This window comes from Granulicatella sp. HMSC30F09, from assembly GCF_001806915.1.
Classification (GTDB): Bacteria; Bacillota; Bacilli; order Lactobacillales; family Aerococcaceae; genus Granulicatella; species Granulicatella adiacens.
Genome location: NZ_KV786434.1, coordinates 38,666 through 57,943, shown reverse-complemented (window position 1 = coordinate 57,943; position 19,278 = coordinate 38,666). Strand labels below are relative to the sequence as shown.

Here is a 19,278-nt window from a genome sequence, read left to right as displayed (position 1 = left end):
CAAGTATTATAGATAAGATGATGAAAAAAGGAGAGTATTAAATGAGCAAAGTGAAGAATCAGTATAATGATGATGCGATTCAAGTTTTAGAAGGTCTTGAAGCTGTACGTAAACGTCCAGGGATGTATATTGGATCAACTGATCATCGTGGACTTCATCACTTAGCGTATGAAATTGTTGATAATGCGGTCGATGAGGCATTATCAGGTTACGCTACAAAAATTGAAGTAACAATTCATAAAGATCAATCACTTTCAGTAAAAGATAATGGTCGTGGAATGCCAACGGGAAAGCATGCTTCTGGAATCCCAACTATTCAAGTTATCTTTACTGTATTACATGCCGGTGGTAAATTCGGCCAAGGTGGATATAAAACATCAGGTGGTCTTCACGGTGTTGGGGCGTCTGTTGTTAACGCGTTGTCAGATTGGTTAACCGTAGAAGTTTTGCGAGATGGAACATTATACAAACAATCGTTTAAAAATGGTGGTGAACCAGTCGGAACTGTTAAAAAAGAAAAAACAAGCCGTCGTGGCTCTGGAACTACAGTTACATTCCTTCCAAGTGATAAGACATTTTCAACAACGAATTGGTCTTATGAAACATTAGCTGAACGTTTAAGAGAATCAGCGTTCTTATTAAAAGGACTTACAATTGTTTTAACAGATGAGCGTACTGGAGAATCAGAAACGTTCCATTATGAAGAAGGAATTCGCGATTTTATCCAATACTTAAATGAAGAAAAAGATACATTATCTCCTGTTGTTGATTTTGATAGCACAGTGGATGGTGTTGAAACCGAATTTGCATTCCAATATAACGATGGTTATTCAGAAACGATTTTATCTTTTGTAAATAACGTTCGTACAAAAGACGGTGGTACTCACGAAGTGGGAATGAAGAGTGCCTTAACAAAAGCGTTCAACGAATACGCACGTAAAGTTGGTCTTTTAAAAGAGAAAGACAAAAACTTAGAAGGCAGCGATGTTCGCGAAGGATTAACAGCGATTATTTCGCTTCGTATTCCTGAAGAGATTCTACAATTTGAAGGACAAACGAAAGATAAATTAGGTACACCTGCTGCTCGCGGAATTGTTGATAATACAATTTCTGAGCAACTAGGTTTCTTCTTAACGGAAAACGGTGAAATTGCACAGGAATTAATTCGTAAAGCCATTAAAGCACGTGAAGCGCGTGAGGCGAGTCGTAAGGCCCGTGAAGAGAGCCGTAATGGTAAGAAGGGCAAGAAGAAGGAAACACTTCTTTCTGGTAAATTAACGCCTGCTCAAAGTAAGAACCCTAAGAAGAATGAACTTTACTTAGTAGAGGGGGATTCTGCCGGTGGTTCTGCAAAACAAGGTCGTGACCGTAAGTTCCAAGCGATTCTTCCATTACGTGGTAAAGTAATCAATACTGAAAAAGCATCGATTTCAGACATTCTTAAGAACGAAGAAATCAATACGATTATTTATACCATTGGTGCTGGTGTTGGTAGTGACTTCAAGATTGAGGATTGTAACTATGACAAAATTGTTATTATGACCGATGCGGATACCGATGGGGCTCACATTCAAGTCTTGCTGTTAACATTCTTCTATCGTTATATGAAACCATTGATTGAAGCCGGAAAAGTTTATCTTGCATTACCACCTTTATATAAAATTTCTAAAGGAACTGGTAAAAAACAAGTGATTGAGTATGCGTGGACAGAAAAAGAACTTGAAGAGAAGACTAAAATAGTCGGAAAAGGCTACTTATTACAACGTTATAAAGGTCTTGGGGAAATGAACGCTGACCAATTATGGGATACTACTATGAATCCAGATACAAGAACGTTAATTCGTGTTGTTATCGATGATAAAGCTCAAGCAGAACGTCGTGTAAGCACATTAATGGGGAATAAAGTGGAACCTCGTCGTAAATGGATTGAACGCCACGTTGAGTTTGGTCTGGAAGAAGATAAGAGCATTTTAGAATCAGATGTAAATGCCATTAGCACAACAGCTAGTCCGAAAAAAGAAGAAAAGAAACCATCAGTTAAGAAAAAAGAAGCAACAATTGATCATGTAGAACAATTGTCGTTACTAGGAGAGGAGGAATAGTATGAGTCAAATTCAAGATATTCAAGAATTGAATCTGGAAGATGTAATGGGTGACCGATTTGGACGTTATTCAAAATACATTATCCAAGACCGTGCTCTTCCTGATATCCGTGATGGCTTGAAACCAGTACAACGTCGTATTTTATATGCGATGTCTATCGATGGAAACACAAGCGATAAACAATTCCGTAAATCAGCAAAGACTGTCGGTAACGTAATCGGTAATTTCCACCCACACGGAGACTCTTCAGTTTATGAAGCAATGGTTCGTATGAGTCAAGATTGGAAACTTCGTGATGTGTTAATTGAAATGCACGGGAATAACGGTAGTATGGATGGAGACCCTGCTGCTGCGATGCGTTATACGGAAGCTCGTCTTTCTAAAATCTCAGAAGAATTACTAAAAGATTTAGACAAGAAAACCGTTGAATTTGTTTTAAACTTCGATGATACAGAAGAAGAACCGACTGTACTTCCTGCGCGCTATCCAAACCTTCTTGTAAATGGAGCTACTGGGATTTCAGCCGGTTACGCAACAGAGATTCCTACTCATAATTTAGGTGAGGTTATTGATGCAACCATTCATGCGATTGACCATCCTAAAGCGACTGTGAAAGAATTGATGCAATTTGTTAAAGGTCCTGATTTCCCAACAGGAGGAATTATTCAGGGTCTTGAGGAATTAGAACAAGCGTATGAAACTGGACGCGGTAAAGTAGTGATTCGTTCGAAAACAAAAATCGAACCGATTAAAGGTGGAAAATCGCAAATCATTATTTCAGAGATTCCTTATGAAGTAAACAAAGCTTTATTAGTGAAGAAGATTGATGAAATTCGCTTGAATAAGAAGATTGACGGGATTGCTGAAGTAAGGGACGAATCAGACCGTACTGGGCTTCAAATCGTTGTTGAATTGAAGAAAGAAGCTAATGCTGAGGGAATCTTAAACTACTTATTGAAGAATACTGATTTACAAGTGAACTATAACTTCAATATGGTCGCTATCGATGAGCGCCGTCCAGTACAAGTTGGCTTAAAAACGATTCTAACATCGTATATCAACTTCCAAAAAGAAGTGATTACAAGACGTACACAATTCGATTTAAAGAAAGCGCAAGATCGTCTTCATATCGTTGATGGGTTGATGAAGGCTTTATCGATTCTAGATGAAGTCATCGCATTAATTCGTAACAGTAAAGATAAGAAACATGCTAAAGAACGTTTAGCGGAAACATACGACTTCGCAATGATTCAAGCAGAAGCGATTGTAAGCTTACAATTGTATCGTTTAACAAATACGGATATTACAATTCTTCAAAATGAAAAACTTGATTTAAATGAGCAAATCGCAACATTCTTAAGTATCTTAAAATCCGAAAAAACTCTTCTTCAAGTAATGAAGAGTGAACTTCGTGATTTGAAGAAGAAGTACGCAACTCCTCGTTTAACGCAAATTCAAGCTGAAATTGAAGAGATTAAGATTGAAACTGAAGTGTTAGTCGCCGAAGAAGAAGTATATGTGGTTGCTACAAAACAAGGATACTACAAACGTGTTAGCCCACGGTCATTTTCTTCAAGCGCTCCAGAAGAAAATGGAATGCGTGAAGGGGATGAAGTGGTTCTTTGCCAAAAAGCTTCTACATTAGATAACTTAATTCTATTTACTTCAAAAGGAAATTACTTACACTTACCAGTGCATGAAATTCCGGAAGCGAAATGGAAAGACGTGGGGAACCATTTAAGTCAATCCATTTCTTTGGGTAGCAACGAAGTCATTCTGACTGGATTTGTCAAAGCTAAAGATAGTGATGACTCTTATAAAGATTGGACGGTTGTCTTCTTTACAAGAGAGGGCTTAGTGAAACAAACATTATTCAATGAGTTTACAACGTACCGAGGATACAAGACTCGTACAAGTAATGCGATGAAACTCAAGACAACGACAGATGAAGTTGTTAAGGTGGTCTTAACAAATCCAGAAGGTCTAGAAGTGTTTATCGTGACACACTGTGGATTTGGTTTACGTTATGAATTAAGCGAAATTCCAGTAGTTGGTACTGTAGCCAGCGGTGTGAAAGCAATCAACCTTCGTAAAGAAGATTTTGTTGCTGGGGCGATGGTTTATTCATTAGAACATAAAGTTGTTTCTGCATTCCTTACAACACAGCGTGGGGCTGTAAAACGATTCAATGTAATAGAAATTTCGATGCTTACACGTGCAAAACGTGGACTTATGGTTTTACGTGAATTGAAAACAAAACCTCATCGTGTCGTATTCTTAGATGGAGAAATCACTTCAAGCAGTGAATACACAATCATTGCTGGAAATGGCGAAACAAAAGTGGTTAGACCAATGGACTTAACACTTGTAGATCGTACAAGTAATGGTTCAATGCTTCTAGGGGATAACGACCAGGAAGTAAAAGCTGTATTGGCAAACTTTGACTACAGTTCATTGAAAGAACAATAGAGATTATAAAGAAAAGGACTTCCATTAATGTGGAAGTCCTTTTGGTTTAGAAGTTTATTTCTGATGAATACTGAGAAGCTGCGTTCCAAAGTAGGTATTCCGTTACGCCAGCTTCTTTTAGAGCTTGAATTTCTTTGCTGATAATATCCGCGGTGTAGAGTTGATAATTTCCTTCACCAAGAAAATCTGCAGTGAACGCTTGAATCCAAGGCCTTGAAATTGGAGAAGGGTTTAATGTTTTTATATATCCTTTTTCAATCACCATATAGCGTTTAACGATTTCATATGGATTTTTATCAGGATCCTTTACATCTAAAGCATAATTCACCCAATGGCTTGGAAAAATCATAGGAGAGATGACATCTACTTTATCAGCAATATTGACAAATTTTTGTCCAATACCACCAATTTTTGATTCAGTAATCGCGTGTGCTAAGATGTCAGCTGAAAGATGTACACCATATGGTTGAAGTTTTTCTCGAATAAATGCAACAAAGTCTGTAATCGCAGCAATACGGGCTTCATCATCATCTTTAATATGAGCATAATCGCCTTTATCATAGACTAAGTCTTCCGAAACAGTTTCGAACCCAAGTGGGAAGCGAACGTAATCTAATTGAATATCTTTAAATCCTGCTTTAGCAGCACCAATTGCAATTTCTGCAATGTATTCCCAGTTTTCTTTAAGAAAAGGATTCAGGAACGTTTCTCCGTCATCTGTATACCATAGCTGGCCTAAAGCATTTCTAAAGGAACGTTCAGGATTCTCTTTTGGAACAAATCGGTCTCCAAAACAGACAATACGAGCAATTGGATAAATTTGTTCCTTTTCGAGTCTCTTAAGAAGAGCAGTAGTATCTGGTACTTCATTGACAGTATGCTTCTTCACTTGTTGATTATCAGTCTCCAGAGGCATTGTAATTTGTCCATATCCATCACGGGCATCAATTACAAGAGAGTTAATGGGAGTAGACTTAACGAACTGAATCATATTTTCCAAGTCTTGTCCTTTGGCACGAAACGCCTGTAAATAAACCCCCTTAACGCCATTTTCAGGATATGGAATAGAAATGCCTGAATCATAAATATGTTCCTGTGGTATATTTGCTGGAACTCGGAGTAAACTATTCGTTCTTACATTCAACTTGCTATCAGCAGTATCTTGCGCATTTGCCACAGAATAGAAAGCGAGTAGGGAACTAACAGACGCAACAGTGAACATACTCGTTACTAAAGATTTTTTCTTCAACATCATTACTCACCCTTTCCGCTATTTGCCAAACGAGCTTTTAGAATGCGAATTGGTCTATCTAGCTCACTGATTGGAGAATTTATTGCTTCAATAATTTGTTGACGCTCGTTAGCAGAATTATTTACTTCAATAATGAGCGCTTTTAATTCATCGCTTTTTTGTTTTCCACCTGATATGCTAACGAAAAACTCAGCTTCTTTTTCCAATTGTTTTTGAGACATTTCGGAGTAGTTCTTTAACTGAGAAACAATTGATTGCAGATTAGAAACTACAATTTGAATTTCTGCAGATGGAAGATTTTTATCCTTCAAGTTACTTAGTCTAGTCGCATCATCTGATAATACTTTGAGCGATTTTTGCATAGACTTCAACAATTGCTGACGTTCTTGAATGTTGGTGAATACTTTACCCGTTTTCTTAGCGTAAGACGTCATCGTGTAATCTTCATGGATATCCGCTTCCCAATCAGATTGTAATGAATTTTCTAACGCTTGAATGTCATTTAATTGTTGAACGACAACAGGTAAGGTATCTTGTACTTCTTGAACAGTAGATTCGGCACTTTTCTTTGTATTACCGCATGCTCCTAAAAATAAGAAACCAGCGCTAATCAAGAATACCTTGGCTGCGATTTTTTTCATATTACACTCCTTTAACAGTAATGCGTTTTCTTGTTGATATTATACGTGTATTTTGTTGTTTTTTCAATCTTTTGACTGATTTTTAGGACTTTATCCCCATTTTTAGTTAAATTTCACCCGTTTTTACCCCTTGAGTGGAAAAAAGTATTTCAATTTAACATCATTTTCAGTTCGTTGACTAACCTTTGACTTCTTTGTACAATACTATTATTGAAAAGAAATGGAGAGTCGATATGTTTTTATATTTAATATTAAGCGCTGTACTAATTATTGCAGATCAACTAGTGAAATTATGGATTGTAAATAACTTTAACTTGCATGATGGAATGCAGTTTATTAATGGAATTGTGAGCTTATTATACGTTCGAAATACTGGAGCAGCTTGGGGTATGTTCGAAGGGAAGATGGTTTTCTTTTATGCAATCACTGCAGTAGCAGTTGGAACACTTTTATATTTGATGTTTAAAGAAAAAGGAAAATCCAAATGGTTATTAACAGCTTACTCTTTCATTTTAGCTGGGGCTGTAGGAAACTTTATCGATCGTATCCGATTAGGGTATGTTGTCGATATGTTTAAGTTTGAATTTATCGATTTTCCAATCTTTAATGTTGCAGACATTTGTTTAACCTTCGGAGTAATCTTCTTATTCTATTATGTTATTTTTAAGGAACAATCAAAATAGGAGAGCACTATGACATCAGTATTAAAAAAATTAAAACTTGAATTAGAAAAGACTGAACGATTAGACAAAGTGTTAACTGGCGAGCTTGGTCTAAGTAGAACTACCATTCAAAGTTGGCTAAAAGCTGGACTTATTTCAGTTAATGGAGAAGTCGTGAAATCAAATTATAAAGCACAGTCTGGGGATGAAGTTACAATTCTTCAGAAAGAGGAAGAAACTATAACCATTCAACCAGAGAATATTCCACTAGATATCGTTTTTGAAGATGACTCATTAATTGTAGTCAATAAACCAAGTGGTATGGTCGTTCATCCGTCTAAAGGACATTACAGTGGAACGTTAGTAAACGCATTGTTATATCATTCAAATTGCTTATCAGATAGCACGAGTGAAGAAATCTATCGTCCAGGATTAGTCCATCGCATTGATAAAGATACAAGTGGCTTATTAGTCATTGCTAAAAATAATGATGTGCACCAAAAATTGGCTGAGCAGATTGCTGAAAATAAGATGAACCGTGAGTATATTGCCATTGTGGATGGGCACTTTGCACATGAAACGGGTGTTGTTGATGCGCCTTTATCTCGTCATCAAACGAATCGCTTAAAAAGAGTCGTGGAAAAAGGAGGAAAGAATGCTATTACGCATTTTGAAGTTTTAGATTCTTTTTCAGACTATTCACTCGTGTCTTGTCGCCTAGAAACTGGACGAACTCATCAAATCAGAGCACATATGGAATTTATTAAACATCCGATTGTAAATGATCCGTTGTATCATCCAAAAGGGAAAAACGCAACAGAATTTGGTCAATTTCTACACGCAAGAACACTTAGCTTCACTCACCCATTAACAGGAGAAACGCTAAACTTCCAAGTGGAACCACCAAAAGAATTCGCGGAGTTTATTCAATTGAATAAAGGACACTTTGAAGACTAGAGGTGAAATTAATGAAACAAGTCAGTATTATGGATGAAGGTGCTATTAGTAGAGCATTAACCAGAATTTCATATGAAATTATTGAGCACCAAAAGGACGTTTCGAATTTAGTGATGCTTGGTATTAAAACAAGAGGAATCACTTTAGCAAAACGCATCGCTGAGAAAATCTCTTCTTTAGAAAAGATTAAAGTACCTGTTGGCGAAATAGATATTACATTATACCGAGATGATCGGCATGATATCGAGAATGAAGAGGTGCCTGTATTAAATGGAACGTCTATACCTTTTAATATCAAAGGAAAGCAAGTGGTCTTAGTGGATGATGTTTTGTTTACAGGAAGAACGGTAAGAGCTGCCTTAGATGCAATTATGGATATCGACAGACCTAAGCGAATTAGTTTAGCAATTCTTATCGATCGAGGTCATAGAGAACTTCCAATTCGTCCAGATTTTATCGGGAAAAATGTACCCACTTCTTTAAAGGAAGTTATCCATGTTCATTTACTGGAGGATGACGCTTCTGAAGAGGTCATTATTGAAAATGAGTAATATTATTACCTTCTCATTATTGAGAGGGTATTTTTATTTTATAATCGTAAACGATCAAAACAGATATTTTAGTAGTATTAATAATATAATTTTATGAATTCTTCCTATATACATAACCATATTGCTTATTTCCAAACGTTCGTAAAGTAAACGCAAACAATCATAAAACTGATTATTCGATTACTTGTTTGTAAACGGTTGTAACAAAAAAATGTTTATACTATACTAATACCATGAATTGGTACCGTAACTTTTTAAATGATCATTTTCGTAAGACGTTATGATTTTATGATTGTTTAAAGCAAGACAGAAAAGGAGAATGACAATATGGCAATTCCTAATTTACAAGTTGCTTTAGACCACAACCGTATTGAAGATGCATTAAAAGATGCTCTTGCGGTTGGAAACGAAGTAGACATTATTGAAGCAGGAACGATTTTACTTTTAAACGAAGGGGACAAAGCGATTAAATGCTTACGTAGTGCTTTCCCAGATAAAGTAATCATTGCTGATACAAAATGTGCTGACGCTGGTACAAGTGTTGCTAAAAATGTTGCCCTCGCTGGAGCAGACTGGATGACAGTAATTTGCTGTGCAACTATTCCAACTATGGAAGCCGCAAACAAAGAAGTGAAGTCTTTACAAGTTGAATTATACGGAGATTGGACTTTCGAACAAGCACAACAATGGAGAGACGCTGGTATTGACCAAGCAATCTTCCACCAAAGCCGTGATGCTCTATTTGCAGGAGCAACTTGGACTGAATCTGATTTAAACAAAATCCGTCGTTTAATCGACATGGGATTCAAAGTTTCAGCTACAGGTGGATTAACAAAAGACACATTAAAAGTGTTTGAAGGAATTCCAATTTATACATTCATCGCAGGCCGCGGAATTTACGCTACTGAAAATCCAGCGCAATCTGCTCGTGAATTTAAAGAAGAAATCAAACGTATTTGGGGATAATCCCAAGGAGGAATAATAATGGCAAATATCAAAGATGTAACAAAAGAATCTTGGATTTTATCTACTTTCCCAGAATGGGGAACTTGGTTAAATGAAGAAATCGAACGAGAAGAAGTGAAACCAGGAACATTCGCTATGTGGTGGTTAGGATGTACAGGTATCTGGTTAAAATCAGAAAAAAATACAAACATCTTATGTGACTTATGGTGTGGAACTGGTAAACGTAGCCACGGTAATGGGAAAATGAAAACTGGTCACCAAATGCAACGTATGAGTGGTTGCCAAAACTTACAACCAAACTTACGTACACAACCATTCGTAATCGATCCATTCGAAGTGAAAAATGTTGATGCTTTAGTAGTAACACATATTCACTCAGACCACTTAGATATTAATACAGCTGCTGCAGTTGCTAACAACTGTCCAGAAGCTAAATTCGTAGGACCTCAAGAAGTAGTAAACACTTGGTTAGGTTGGGGAGTTCCTGCTGAACGTACAATCGTTGTACACCCAGGAGACTCAGTTAAAATCAAAGACATCGAAATCGTTGCTTTAGAAGCATTTGATCGTACAGCTTTAGTTACAGCTAAAGACGGTGAAGTTCTTAAAGGTAAAATGCCTCAAGACATGGACGAAATCGCTGTTAACTACTTATTCAAAACTAGTGGTGGTAACTTATATCACGCAGGAGATTCTCACTACTCAAACATGTTTGCTAAACATGGTAACGAACATGAAATCGATGTGTGCTTAGGTGCTTACGGTGAAAACCCTCGTGGTATCACTGATAAAGTAACTTCAGTTGATATGTTACGTATGGCTGAATCATTAAACGCTAAAGTGGTTATCCCAGTTCACTATGACATTTGGGCTAACTTCCAAGCAGATCCAAAAGAAATTACAGAAATCTGGAAATTCAAGAAAGATCGCCTAGAATACAAATTCAAACCATTCATTTGGCAAGTAGGCGGTAAGTATACTTACCCAACTGACAAAGATAAATTAGAATTTAACTTCTACCGTGGATTTGACGATGTATTCTCAATCGACAATGATGTACCATTCCCATCATTCTTATAATATTGTCATTAAATTTGGAAAGCCTAGAGCTAACCCACTCTAGGCTTTATCCAAGCGTAATAATGAATACGATTTCTTAATAACACAAGGAGGAAAATATGTTAAGAGAAATTATCGAAAATGGACACTTTTCGTTCCAAAAAGGTTCTCTATCATGGGAAGAAGCCATCAAAAAAGCTTGCCAACCTTTATTAGAACAAAAGATCATTGAACCTGAATACCCAGGTTACATTATTAGTAATGTTCATGAATTTGGACCTTACATCGTAATTGCGCCAGAGATTTGTATCCCTCACGCACAAGAAGGAAAAGGGGTAAATGATACTGCTGTAGCATTTATGAACATTGAAGAAGCTGTGGATTTTGGACCAGGTGCTGACTACCAACCACATTTATTCTTCGTTTTAGCATCAACTGATAATGAAAAACACTTAAATAACTTATCAGAGTTAGTGACATTATTAGATGATGAATCATTAATTAATGCGTTTGTTGAAGCGCGCTCAAAAGAGGATTTAGAAAATATCTTAAAAGGAATAGGTGAATAATAATGGAATTTTTATTCAGTTTTTGGCAATTCTTCTATGCTAACATTTTTACTAAACCACAATACTTTGTTGGTTTAATCGTTTTAGTTGGTTATTTACTATTGGGTCGTAAATGGTACGATGCATTAGCAGGTTTTATTAAAGCAGTTGTAGGTTACATGATCTTAAACGTAGCTGCTGGTGGATTAGTTTCAAACTTCCGTCCAGTATTAGCAGCATTAGGGGATCGTTTTGGATTACAAGCTGCCGTTATTGACCCATACTTTGGTCAAGCTGCTGCAGAAGCTGCATTAAAATCAGCTGGTCATGCAACAGGTTTAACAGTACAAGTATTATTAGTAGCTTTCTTAACGAACTTAGTATTAGTTATCTTCCGTAAATTAACTAAAGTTCGTACAGTATTCATCACTGGTCACATCATGGTGCAACAATCTGCTACAGCAACTTGGTTAATGGCTTTAGCTTTAGGTGATAACGTTAACCAATTACAATTTGTAATCTTATTAGGTATTGTATTAGGTGTATATTGGGCAGTAGCTGCAAACTTAACTGTAGAAGCTACTCAAGAATTAACAGAAGGCGGCGGATTTGCAATTGGTCACCAACAAATGTTTGGGGTTTGGTTAGTTGATAAATTAGCTCCAAAATTCTCAGGTAAAAACGACAAGAAGATTGAAGATCTTGAATTACCAGGTTTCTTATCAATCTTCAAAGAATCTATCGTTGCAACATCAATCTTAATGATCGTGTTCTTCGGTGCAATCTTATTAGTATTAGGTAAAGACTACTTAGTAGGCGTAAATGGACAAGAATTAACAGTTGCTGCTTCTAAATTCAAAATGACTACATTAAAAGCATCAGACGACTTCTTCTTCTACATTTTACAAACAGCATTAACATTCACTGTTTATGTTCAAATCTTACAATTAGGGGTTCGTTTATTCGTTGCTGAGTTATCAGAAGCGTTCCAAGGTATCTCTAACAAATTATTACCAGGTTCTATGCCAGCGGTTGACTGTGCTGCAGTTTACGGATTTGGTTCTCCAAACGCTGTAACAGTTGGTTTCTTATTCGGGGTATTAGGACAAATCGTGGCAATCTTAGGATTAATCGTGTTCAAATCACCAGTATTAATCATCACTGGATTCGTACCAGTATTCTTCGATAACGCTACATTCGCAGTATACGCTAACCATAAAGGTGGTTTACGTGCTGCTTCAATCCTTTCATTCTTATCAGGTTTAATCCAAGTATTAGGTGGAGCTGTCGCAGCAGGTGCGTTTGGTTTAGCTGCATACGGTGGATGGCATGGTAACTTTGACTGGGATACAATTTGGGTTGGTTTCGGATTCTTAATGCAAAACTTCCAATACATTGGTTTAGGAATTGTGTTAATTATTCTTTTAGCAATCCCTCAATTACAATACAGCAAAAACAAAGAACATTACTTCACTATCGCTGAAGACTATGAAACATACTTAGAGTCTAAGCAAAACTAATTTAAATAAGTAAAATAATATAGTAAAATTAGGGTATCGGGTAGTGCTTTCTATCCGATACTCTAGCAATATAAGGAGATGTAAATTATGAAAGTATTAGCAGCATGTGGAAGCGGAATGGGTTCAAGCCAAATTATCAAAATGAAATTAACAAATGTATTTAGAAAATTAAATATTCCTTTAGAGGTTCATCACTGTGCAGTTTCTGAAGCAAAATCTTCAGCAAAAAACTATGATTTAGTTGTTATTTCATCAGCTTTATTAGAAGTATTTGATGGCTTAGACTTACCAAACACAAAAATTGTAGGCTTACAAAACTTATTATCTGAAAAAGAAATGACTGAAAAAATTTCTGAAGCTTTAGGCCTATAAGAAGGGATTCTACAATGGCATACGAACAATTAAAAGAACGTGTATTAAAAGCAAACTTAGAGTTACCAAAACATGGATTAGTTATTTTTACATGGGGTAACGTTTCAGAGTACGACCGTGAAGCAGGGGTTATCGCAATCAAACCTTCAGGCGTTGACTATGATAAACTAACTGCTGATGATATCGTAATTGTGGATATCGACGGTAATAAAGTAGAAGGAGCTCTAAAACCTTCTTCTGACTTAGATACTCACTTAGAAATTTATCGTAATTTTAAAGATGTAAATGGGGTAGTGCATACTCACTCTCTATGGGCAACTACAATGGCTCAACAAGGACAAGAAATTCCTGCATTCGGAACAACACAAGGAGACTACTTCTACGGAACAATCCCTTGTACTAGAGAAATGACAGAAGCAGAAATTAAAGGTGCTTATGAGTTAGAAACAGGAAAAGTAATCGTTGAAACTTTCAAAGATAAAGATCCAAATGCGATTCCAGCTGTTTTAGTATTTAACCATGGACCATTTGCATGGGGTAAAGACGCAATGGATGCGGTACACAACATTACTGTATTAGAATACGTTGCAAACATGGCTTGGCATAACTTTGCTTTAAACCCAAATATGAAGCCAATGTCACAAACAATTTTAGATAAACACTATTTAAGAAAACATGGAGCGAATGCTTACTATGGACAATAAAAAGTTTTATGAACTTGGTTTATATGAAAAATCAATGCCTAACACACTTAGTTTTAGAGAAAAGTTAGAAACAGTGAAAGCAACTGGATTTGACTTCTTAGAAATCAGTATCGATGAAACTGATGAAAAATTAAGTCGTCTAGAATGGACAAAAGAAGAACGCCAACAGTTAGTGAACGACATGTTCGAAACTGGAGTTCCAATCCGTTCAATGTGCTTAAGTGGCCATCGTAAATATCCATTTGGTTCCCACGACGAAGATACTCGTGCACGTAGTCTAGAAATCATGGAAAAAGCGATTCAACTAGCAGACGATTTAGGTGTTCGTGTAATTCAATTAGCTGGATACGATGTTTACTATGAAGAAGGAGATGCGGTAACACTTGATTACTTCATTCAAAACCTTAAGAAAGCTACTGAAATGGCTTCTCAAAAGGGAATTCTTCTAGGGTTTGAAACAATGGAAACTCCATTTATGAACACTGTAGAAAAATCGATGCGTTTTGTTGAATTAGTGAACTCTCCATATTTACAAGTGTATCCAGACTCAGGTAACTTAATGAACGCATCATTAGAACCTGGTGCAAAAAATGTCTATGAAGATATCGAATTAGGAAGAGGGCATATTGTTGCAGCTCACTTAAAAGAAACGATTCCTGGACATTATCGTGAAATTCCATTTGGTACTGGCCAAATCGATTTTAAACGTATGGTTGATACATTCTTGTCAATCGGAGTAAATCGATTCACTGGTGAATTCTGGTACGTAGGTCAAGAAAACTGGTTAGAAGATATTAAGTTTGCAAACCAATTCTTAAGATCTCATTTTCCAAACAAATAAATAGATTGAAACCTTCCAACATTTGGGAGGTTTCTTTTTTACTTTAATTAACGAACGTTCGTGTTTTAATGTTCGTAACTTATGCGTTTTCATTTAAAATATTTAAATATTATTATGAATATAGTGTGAAAAACTGTATTTTTAATTGTTTTTCTGTTGTAATTTACGGGTATGTCTTGTAATATAGTAAGAGGGGTTAAGTAATTCTTAATTTCTAATAACAAAACGTATCTTAGGGGGATATATTTTTATGAAAAAGTCTTTTTGGTCTAAATTAGCAATTGGTTTATCATCATTAGCTTTATTAGCAGGATGTTCTAGTAATTCAGGTTCAGACACAAATCAAAGTCAAAGCCAAAACGCTTCTAAAACAATCGAAACTTTAAAAATAGCGTTTGTACCATCTCGTGATCCTGAAACAATTGTGACAACAACAGAACCATTAAAAGAACTATTAAAGAAAGAATTAGCGAAAGAAGGCTACGATGTTAAAAATGTAGATATCTCTGTAGGTACAAGTTTTGACGCTGTAGGTGAAGCATTAGCATCAGGTAGTGCAGATATTGGATTCTTACCTGGTGGGACTTATGTATTGTATGACAAAGAAGTTGATGTATTATTAACGGCTACTCGTGATAATTTATTAAAAGACTCTACTAATCCAAAAGATTGGAATGATGGAAAAGAAACAGGGCGTGGAACTGAACAAGCTACATCCTATAAAGGATTAGTTATTGCTGGCCCTACTGAAAAAGGGAAGGAATTAGCTGCGAAAATCAATAGTGGTCAAGAATTGACTTGGGAAGAGTTAAATTCTGCTAAATGGGGAGTATTAGGAACTTCATCATCATCAGGTTATATCTACCCAACATTATGGTTACAAGAAAAGTATGGGAAAGGAATTTCTGATTTACAAAATGTTGTACAATCAGATTCTTATGCAAGTTCTGCAGCACGTTTAGCCTCTGGTCAAATTGATATCATGGTTGGTTATGCTGATGTTCGAAATGATTATGCTAAAAAATGGACAAGTGATTATGGCCGTTCAGAAGATATTTTCAAAGAAACGAATGTTATCGGTGTTACTCCAGACATTTACAATGACACAATTTCAGTAAGTAAATCTTCTCCAATTGTAGATGACGCATTTAAAGAAGCGTTCGCTAATGCAATGATGAATATTGCTAAAACAGATGAAGGTAAAGAAATTATCAAAATTTACTCTCATAAAGGCTATAAGAAAGCAAATGCTAGCGACTACGATAAAGAACGTGAAGCACAAAAATTACTTAAAAAATTAAAATCAGGTAACTAATAAATTTGAGTTGAAGATCAAATGAGGGTTAGGAAATTTCTCCTGACCCTTTTTTGAGAGAGAGGCAAGAAAAATGATTAAATTCGAAAACGTATCTAAAACTTATCCAAATGGGGTTAAGGGGCTTAAAAATATTAACTTAGAAATCGAACAAGGGGAGTTTGTTTCTATTATTGGTCTTTCAGGTGCTGGGAAGTCTACGCTTATCCGTACGATTAATAGAATGTTGGACATTAGTGAAGGAAAATTAACAGTTGATGGTACTGATGTAAGTAAATTAAAAGGGAAATCTTTGCGTAAATTCCGTAGAAATAAAGTAGGGATGATTTTCCAATCGTTTAACTTATTCACTAGAACAACGGTTATTAAAAACGTATTGACGTCTATCGTACCAGATATTCCATTCTTCCGTTCATTATTTGGAATTTATACCAAAAAAGAAAAATTACATGCATTAGAAGCCTTAGATAAAGTTGGAATTGTTGATAAAGCCTTTATTCGTGCGGACCAATTATCCGGTGGGCAACAACAACGTGTGGCTTTAGCTCGTACATTAGCACAAAATCCAGAAATTATTCTTGCGGATGAACCAGTTGCCGCACTGGACCCAGTAACAGCAAAACGAGTGATGGAAGACTTCAAACGTATTAACAAAGACATGAATATTTCTATTCTTTTAAACATTCACCATGTAGAATTAGCGCTTGAGTATGCTGATCGTATCTTAGGAATTAGAGATGGTGAAATTGTGTATGATGGTCCAAGTTCTGAAGTGACTCCTGAAGTTTTAGATTTAATCTACAAAGGAAAGGTGGAGGGGTTGAATGAAGCTAAGTAAACTCTTCGCGCCAAAAGAATATACACTAGAAAACGGAACTACCGTTAGAGAACCACGATCGAAAGCAATTATTATTACGATTTTGCTTCTTGTGGCAATGTATTACGCAGGGAAGGTCACTGGTTTTAACTTCAAAACACTTATGCAACGTGGTGGACAATTCTTTGTAATGATTGGTAGAATGTTCCCACCAAACTGGGAACACTCTAGTTCAATTTGGTCGCCATTAATTGATACAATTAAAATGTCCTTATTAGGGTCTTTATTAGGGTCAATTTTAGTGATTCCTTTTGCGATTATTGCATCTAGCAACATTGTAAAAAATAGGTTTGTGATTAGTTTAAGCCGTTTATTTTTAAGTGTTGTTCGTACATTACCAACACTAGTAACCGCATTAATTGCTACATATATATTCGGTTTAGGAACACTCGCAGGTACGTTTGCGATTGCAACCTATACATTTGCTTATTGTGGAAAACAGCTATACGAGCAAATCGAAACGGTTGATATGGGAGCTTTCGAAGCTGCTGAAGCTTTGGGTGCTACTAAAGGAAAAGCCTTCTCGAGTGCTATCATTCCGCAAATCTTACCAGGTTATTTAGCTTCTTCTTTATATTGTTTTGAAGGGAATGTGAGATACGCTTCTATTCTTGGTTATGTAGGTGCTGGTGGTATCGGTATTATTTTAAATGAAAACTTAGGTTGGCGTGAATATAGCAACGTCGGGATGATTTTAGTGATTCTATTCTTAACTGTAGTCATAATCGAAAGCGTTAGTTATTATTTACGTACTAAATTAGCGTAGGAGGGGACTTAAATGAATGAAGCAGTTTTAAATCAATATCAAAAAGCTCCTCGTACTTGGATTGTAAAATTAATGGTTGTTTTAATTCTTGTAACGCTTGTTGCATGGTCTGGTACGACTATTGAATTAAGTAAAATTCCTGAGAATGGCGCTGAAATCTCAAAGAACATTATTAAAGGGATTTTTTCTCCGGATACAACACTCTTATTTGACACTTCCAACAAAGGTGTAGCGTATCTTCTGCTAGAAACCATCTGTATTGCGTTTCTAGGAACTTTAGTAGGATCAATTCTAGCAATTCCATTTGCTTTCTTGTCTTCAACAAATATCGTTCCAAAGCCGGTAGCGTTAGTTTTCCGTACTTTAATTATGGCAATCCGAACAGTTCCAACATTAATTTACGGATTAATGTTCATCCGGGTAACAGGTCCTGGAGCATTTACAGGGCTTTTAACAATGTCTGTAGCATCCATCGGGATGATTTCAAAATTGTATATCGAAGCAATTGAAGACTTAGATTACAAGATTTTAGAGTCATTAGATGCTAGCGGATGTAATTTGTACCAAAAAATCCGATTTGGCATCTTGCCTCAATTAATTCCGTCTTTCATTTCAACGGTTATTTATCGTTTTGATATGAACTTAAGAGATGCGACGGTTTTAGGGATGGTAGGTGCCGGTGGTATCGGTTCTCCTTTAATGTTTGCGATGAGCGCTTATAAATGGAATGAAGTAGGGGCAATTCTTTGCGGATTAATCATTTTAGTATTATTCATTGAATTTGTATCTACTAAAATTCGTACACGTTTAGCACGCGGTTAAATTTCATCAAATAAACAACAAAAAACGACTTACAGAGCATTTCTGTAAGTCGTTTTCTTTTATAATGATATCTATTTTACTTTTGTGAAAAATTCACGAACTAAAGGTGCAAAGCTATAAGCTAAAGCAGCAAAACCAATTACAAGGAAAAATGATAAGACAGGCACCGTTTGATAGATAAAGAATAAGGTTGAAGCTACTAAAACTGCAGCCATAATAAAAGCCTGAATCGGCAATACAATAATTAATAAGTAACTATTCTTTACTAATCGTTTAATCGGACTGAAATATCTTGTCGTCATTGCAAGACCAATAATTGAGGCTACAATAGTTGCAACTAAAATCAACGCTGATAACACAAATAACATAAACCCGATAATTCTCAATAAATCAACGTTATTATTCGCAAAATTCCAGTAAAATTGTGCCATATAAACCATAGCAGCAATTAGAATTAAATACACGATCCATAAGAGTATCTTTTTAGTGATATCACGCTTAAATTCATTCCAAAACGGCTTTATCAGTGTACGATTCTCATCCTCAGAAAGCTTAAGTGTTGTATGAATTAAGGCAGAAATTGCTGGACCAATCGTAACAACAGGTATACATAGAACGATAAATAATAGATTTAATAAAATAAAATCAGCAACTAATGTAGCAAAATGCCAAAACTTGCTGTCTTGATTATATTGCATGAGAGACCATCCTTAATAATTAATTACTTTAATAGTATACGTTGAGGTGCGTTAAAATGCAATGATGTTTCTTTGATTGGTCTTTAGGTTTACATAATATATATTATACTAAGTTATTCGTCGGAAAATTAATATATCCTCCATCATCAACAAAA

Annotated in this window: 19 protein-coding genes; 16 read left to right on the top strand and 3 right to left on the bottom strand. The window is 35.9% G+C overall.

Going from position 1 to position 19,278, the window contains the following annotated elements; translation table 11 throughout:
• Nucleotides 1-41: 41 nt before the first annotated feature.
• The gene (gene parE / locus HMPREF3103_RS07915; RefSeq protein ID WP_070439020.1) at nucleotides 42-2,102 is read left to right on the top strand and encodes a DNA topoisomerase IV subunit B; all 2,061 of its coding nucleotides are present in this window, start codon (nucleotides 42-44) and stop codon (nucleotides 2,100-2,102) included.
• Nucleotide 2,103: 1 nt separating this feature from the next.
• Complete coding sequence (parC, locus tag HMPREF3103_RS07910) at nucleotides 2,104-4,572, top strand: DNA topoisomerase IV subunit A (RefSeq protein ID WP_070439017.1); 2,469 nt, start codon at nucleotides 2,104-2,106, stop codon at nucleotides 4,570-4,572.
• Between the two features lie 46 nt (nucleotides 4,573-4,618).
• Here the strand turns inward: parC and HMPREF3103_RS07905 are convergent, their stop codons facing one another.
• Entirely contained in the window at nucleotides 4,619-5,827 is a 1,209-nt protein-coding gene (locus HMPREF3103_RS07905; RefSeq protein WP_070439011.1) for a putative glycoside hydrolase, read from the bottom strand.
• Nucleotides 5,827-6,465, bottom strand: coding sequence for a YkyA family protein (locus HMPREF3103_RS07900; RefSeq protein ID WP_070439008.1), 639 nt, complete (start codon nucleotides 6,463-6,465; stop codon nucleotides 5,827-5,829). The genes HMPREF3103_RS07905 and HMPREF3103_RS07900 overlap by 1 nt, the downstream gene beginning before the upstream one ends.
• Before the next feature lie 233 nt (nucleotides 6,466-6,698).
• Here HMPREF3103_RS07900 and lspA point away from each other — a divergent pair, with 233 nt between their 5' ends.
• The 14 genes from lspA to phnE (HMPREF3103_RS07830) all read left to right on the top strand — a co-directional run bounded on the left by lspA (nucleotide 6,699) and on the right by phnE (HMPREF3103_RS07830) (nucleotide 18,425).
• Complete coding sequence (lspA, locus tag HMPREF3103_RS07895) at nucleotides 6,699-7,148, top strand: signal peptidase II (RefSeq protein WP_039848773.1); 450 nt, start codon at nucleotides 6,699-6,701, stop codon at nucleotides 7,146-7,148.
• A 9-nt stretch (nucleotides 7,149-7,157) separates the two neighbouring features.
• Nucleotides 7,158-8,084 carry an RluA family pseudouridine synthase gene (locus HMPREF3103_RS07890; RefSeq protein WP_070439005.1) on the top strand — a complete coding sequence of 309 codons (927 nt, stop codon included), beginning with the start codon at nucleotides 7,158-7,160 and terminating at the stop codon, nucleotides 8,082-8,084.
• Between the two features lie 11 nt (nucleotides 8,085-8,095).
• Entirely contained in the window at nucleotides 8,096-8,635 is a 540-nt protein-coding gene (gene pyrR, locus HMPREF3103_RS07885; protein WP_070438999.1) for a bifunctional pyr operon transcriptional regulator/uracil phosphoribosyltransferase PyrR, read from the top strand.
• 327 nt (nucleotides 8,636-8,962) lie between these two features.
• Nucleotides 8,963-9,601, top strand: coding sequence for a 3-keto-L-gulonate-6-phosphate decarboxylase UlaD (locus HMPREF3103_RS07880; protein ID WP_070438996.1), 639 nt, complete (start codon nucleotides 8,963-8,965; stop codon nucleotides 9,599-9,601).
• 18 nt (nucleotides 9,602-9,619) lie between these two features.
• Entirely contained in the window at nucleotides 9,620-10,681 is a 1,062-nt protein-coding gene (ulaG, locus tag HMPREF3103_RS07875) for an L-ascorbate 6-phosphate lactonase (RefSeq protein ID WP_005605469.1), read from the top strand.
• Between the two features lie 98 nt (nucleotides 10,682-10,779).
• Complete coding sequence (locus HMPREF3103_RS07870; RefSeq protein WP_070438992.1) at nucleotides 10,780-11,229, top strand: PTS sugar transporter subunit IIA; 450 nt, start codon at nucleotides 10,780-10,782, stop codon at nucleotides 11,227-11,229.
• Nucleotides 11,230-11,231: 2 nt separating this feature from the next.
• Complete coding sequence (locus tag HMPREF3103_RS07865; protein ID WP_070438989.1) at nucleotides 11,232-12,728, top strand: PTS ascorbate transporter subunit IIC; 1,497 nt, start codon at nucleotides 11,232-11,234, stop codon at nucleotides 12,726-12,728.
• 84 nt (nucleotides 12,729-12,812) lie between these two features.
• Complete coding sequence (locus HMPREF3103_RS07860; protein WP_049555432.1) at nucleotides 12,813-13,100, top strand: PTS sugar transporter subunit IIB; 288 nt, start codon at nucleotides 12,813-12,815, stop codon at nucleotides 13,098-13,100.
• A 14-nt stretch (nucleotides 13,101-13,114) separates the two neighbouring features.
• Complete coding sequence (locus HMPREF3103_RS07855) at nucleotides 13,115-13,804, top strand: L-ribulose-5-phosphate 4-epimerase (protein WP_005605477.1); 690 nt, start codon at nucleotides 13,115-13,117, stop codon at nucleotides 13,802-13,804.
• Nucleotides 13,794-14,645: an L-ribulose-5-phosphate 3-epimerase gene (locus HMPREF3103_RS07850; protein WP_070438986.1), complete on the top strand. Its 852-nt coding sequence runs from the start codon at nucleotides 13,794-13,796 to the stop codon at nucleotides 14,643-14,645. Before HMPREF3103_RS07855 ends, HMPREF3103_RS07850 begins: the two co-directional genes overlap by 11 nt.
• Before the next feature lie 250 nt (nucleotides 14,646-14,895).
• Nucleotides 14,896-15,960, top strand: a complete 1,065-nt coding sequence (locus tag HMPREF3103_RS07845) for a PhnD/SsuA/transferrin family substrate-binding protein (RefSeq protein ID WP_005605481.1) — start codon at nucleotides 14,896-14,898, stop codon at nucleotides 15,958-15,960.
• 73 nt (nucleotides 15,961-16,033) lie between these two features.
• Nucleotides 16,034-16,798 (top strand): phosphonate ABC transporter ATP-binding protein, encoded by a 765-nt coding sequence (phnC, locus tag HMPREF3103_RS07840; RefSeq protein WP_070438983.1) that lies wholly within the window; start codon nucleotides 16,034-16,036, stop codon nucleotides 16,796-16,798.
• Nucleotides 16,785-17,603 carry a phosphonate ABC transporter, permease protein PhnE gene (phnE, locus tag HMPREF3103_RS07835; RefSeq protein ID WP_070438980.1) on the top strand — a complete coding sequence of 273 codons (819 nt, stop codon included), beginning with the start codon at nucleotides 16,785-16,787 and terminating at the stop codon, nucleotides 17,601-17,603. The genes phnC and phnE (HMPREF3103_RS07835) overlap by 14 nt, the downstream gene beginning before the upstream one ends.
• 12 nt (nucleotides 17,604-17,615) lie before the next feature.
• On the top strand, nucleotides 17,616-18,425 hold the full coding sequence (gene phnE, locus HMPREF3103_RS07830) for a phosphonate ABC transporter, permease protein PhnE (RefSeq protein ID WP_049555429.1): 810 nt from the start codon (nucleotides 17,616-17,618) through the stop codon (nucleotides 18,423-18,425).
• A 71-nt stretch (nucleotides 18,426-18,496) separates the two neighbouring features.
• Here the strand turns inward: phnE (HMPREF3103_RS07830) and HMPREF3103_RS07825 are convergent, their stop codons facing one another.
• Nucleotides 18,497-19,123, bottom strand: a complete 627-nt coding sequence (locus HMPREF3103_RS07825; protein ID WP_070438975.1) for a DUF624 domain-containing protein — start codon at nucleotides 19,121-19,123, stop codon at nucleotides 18,497-18,499.
• Nucleotides 19,124-19,278: the final 155 nt, after the last annotated feature.

Excerpts from the sequence above, each read along its gene's own strand:
- parE (WP_070439020.1), top strand. The coding sequence starts at position 42 with ATGAGCAAAGTGAAGAATCAGTATAATGATGATGCGATTCAAGTTTTA.
- parC (WP_070439017.1), top strand. The coding sequence starts at position 2,104 with ATGAGTCAAATTCAAGATATTCAAGAATTGAATCTGGAAGATGTAATG.
- HMPREF3103_RS07905 (WP_070439011.1), bottom strand. The coding sequence starts at position 5,827 with ATGATGTTGAAGAAAAAATCTTTAGTAACGAGTATGTTCACTGTTGCG.
- HMPREF3103_RS07900 (WP_070439008.1), bottom strand. The coding sequence starts at position 6,465 with ATGAAAAAAATCGCAGCCAAGGTATTCTTGATTAGCGCTGGTTTCTTA.
- lspA (WP_039848773.1), top strand. The coding sequence starts at position 6,699 with ATGTTTTTATATTTAATATTAAGCGCTGTACTAATTATTGCAGATCAA.
- HMPREF3103_RS07890 (WP_070439005.1), top strand. The coding sequence starts at position 7,158 with ATGACATCAGTATTAAAAAAATTAAAACTTGAATTAGAAAAGACTGAA.
- pyrR (WP_070438999.1), top strand. The coding sequence starts at position 8,096 with ATGAAACAAGTCAGTATTATGGATGAAGGTGCTATTAGTAGAGCATTA.
- HMPREF3103_RS07880 (WP_070438996.1), top strand. The coding sequence starts at position 8,963 with ATGGCAATTCCTAATTTACAAGTTGCTTTAGACCACAACCGTATTGAA.
- ulaG (WP_005605469.1), top strand. The coding sequence starts at position 9,620 with ATGGCAAATATCAAAGATGTAACAAAAGAATCTTGGATTTTATCTACT.
- HMPREF3103_RS07870 (WP_070438992.1), top strand. The coding sequence starts at position 10,780 with ATGTTAAGAGAAATTATCGAAAATGGACACTTTTCGTTCCAAAAAGGT.
- HMPREF3103_RS07865 (WP_070438989.1), top strand. The coding sequence starts at position 11,232 with ATGGAATTTTTATTCAGTTTTTGGCAATTCTTCTATGCTAACATTTTT.
- HMPREF3103_RS07855 (WP_005605477.1), top strand. The coding sequence starts at position 13,115 with ATGGCATACGAACAATTAAAAGAACGTGTATTAAAAGCAAACTTAGAG.
- HMPREF3103_RS07850 (WP_070438986.1), top strand. The coding sequence starts at position 13,794 with ATGGACAATAAAAAGTTTTATGAACTTGGTTTATATGAAAAATCAATG.
- HMPREF3103_RS07845 (WP_005605481.1), top strand. The coding sequence starts at position 14,896 with ATGAAAAAGTCTTTTTGGTCTAAATTAGCAATTGGTTTATCATCATTA.
- phnC (WP_070438983.1), top strand. The coding sequence starts at position 16,034 with ATGATTAAATTCGAAAACGTATCTAAAACTTATCCAAATGGGGTTAAG.
- phnE (WP_070438980.1), top strand. The coding sequence starts at position 16,785 with ATGAAGCTAAGTAAACTCTTCGCGCCAAAAGAATATACACTAGAAAAC.
- phnE (WP_049555429.1), top strand. The coding sequence starts at position 17,616 with ATGAATGAAGCAGTTTTAAATCAATATCAAAAAGCTCCTCGTACTTGG.
- HMPREF3103_RS07825 (WP_070438975.1), bottom strand. The coding sequence starts at position 19,123 with ATGCAATATAATCAAGACAGCAAGTTTTGGCATTTTGCTACATTAGTT.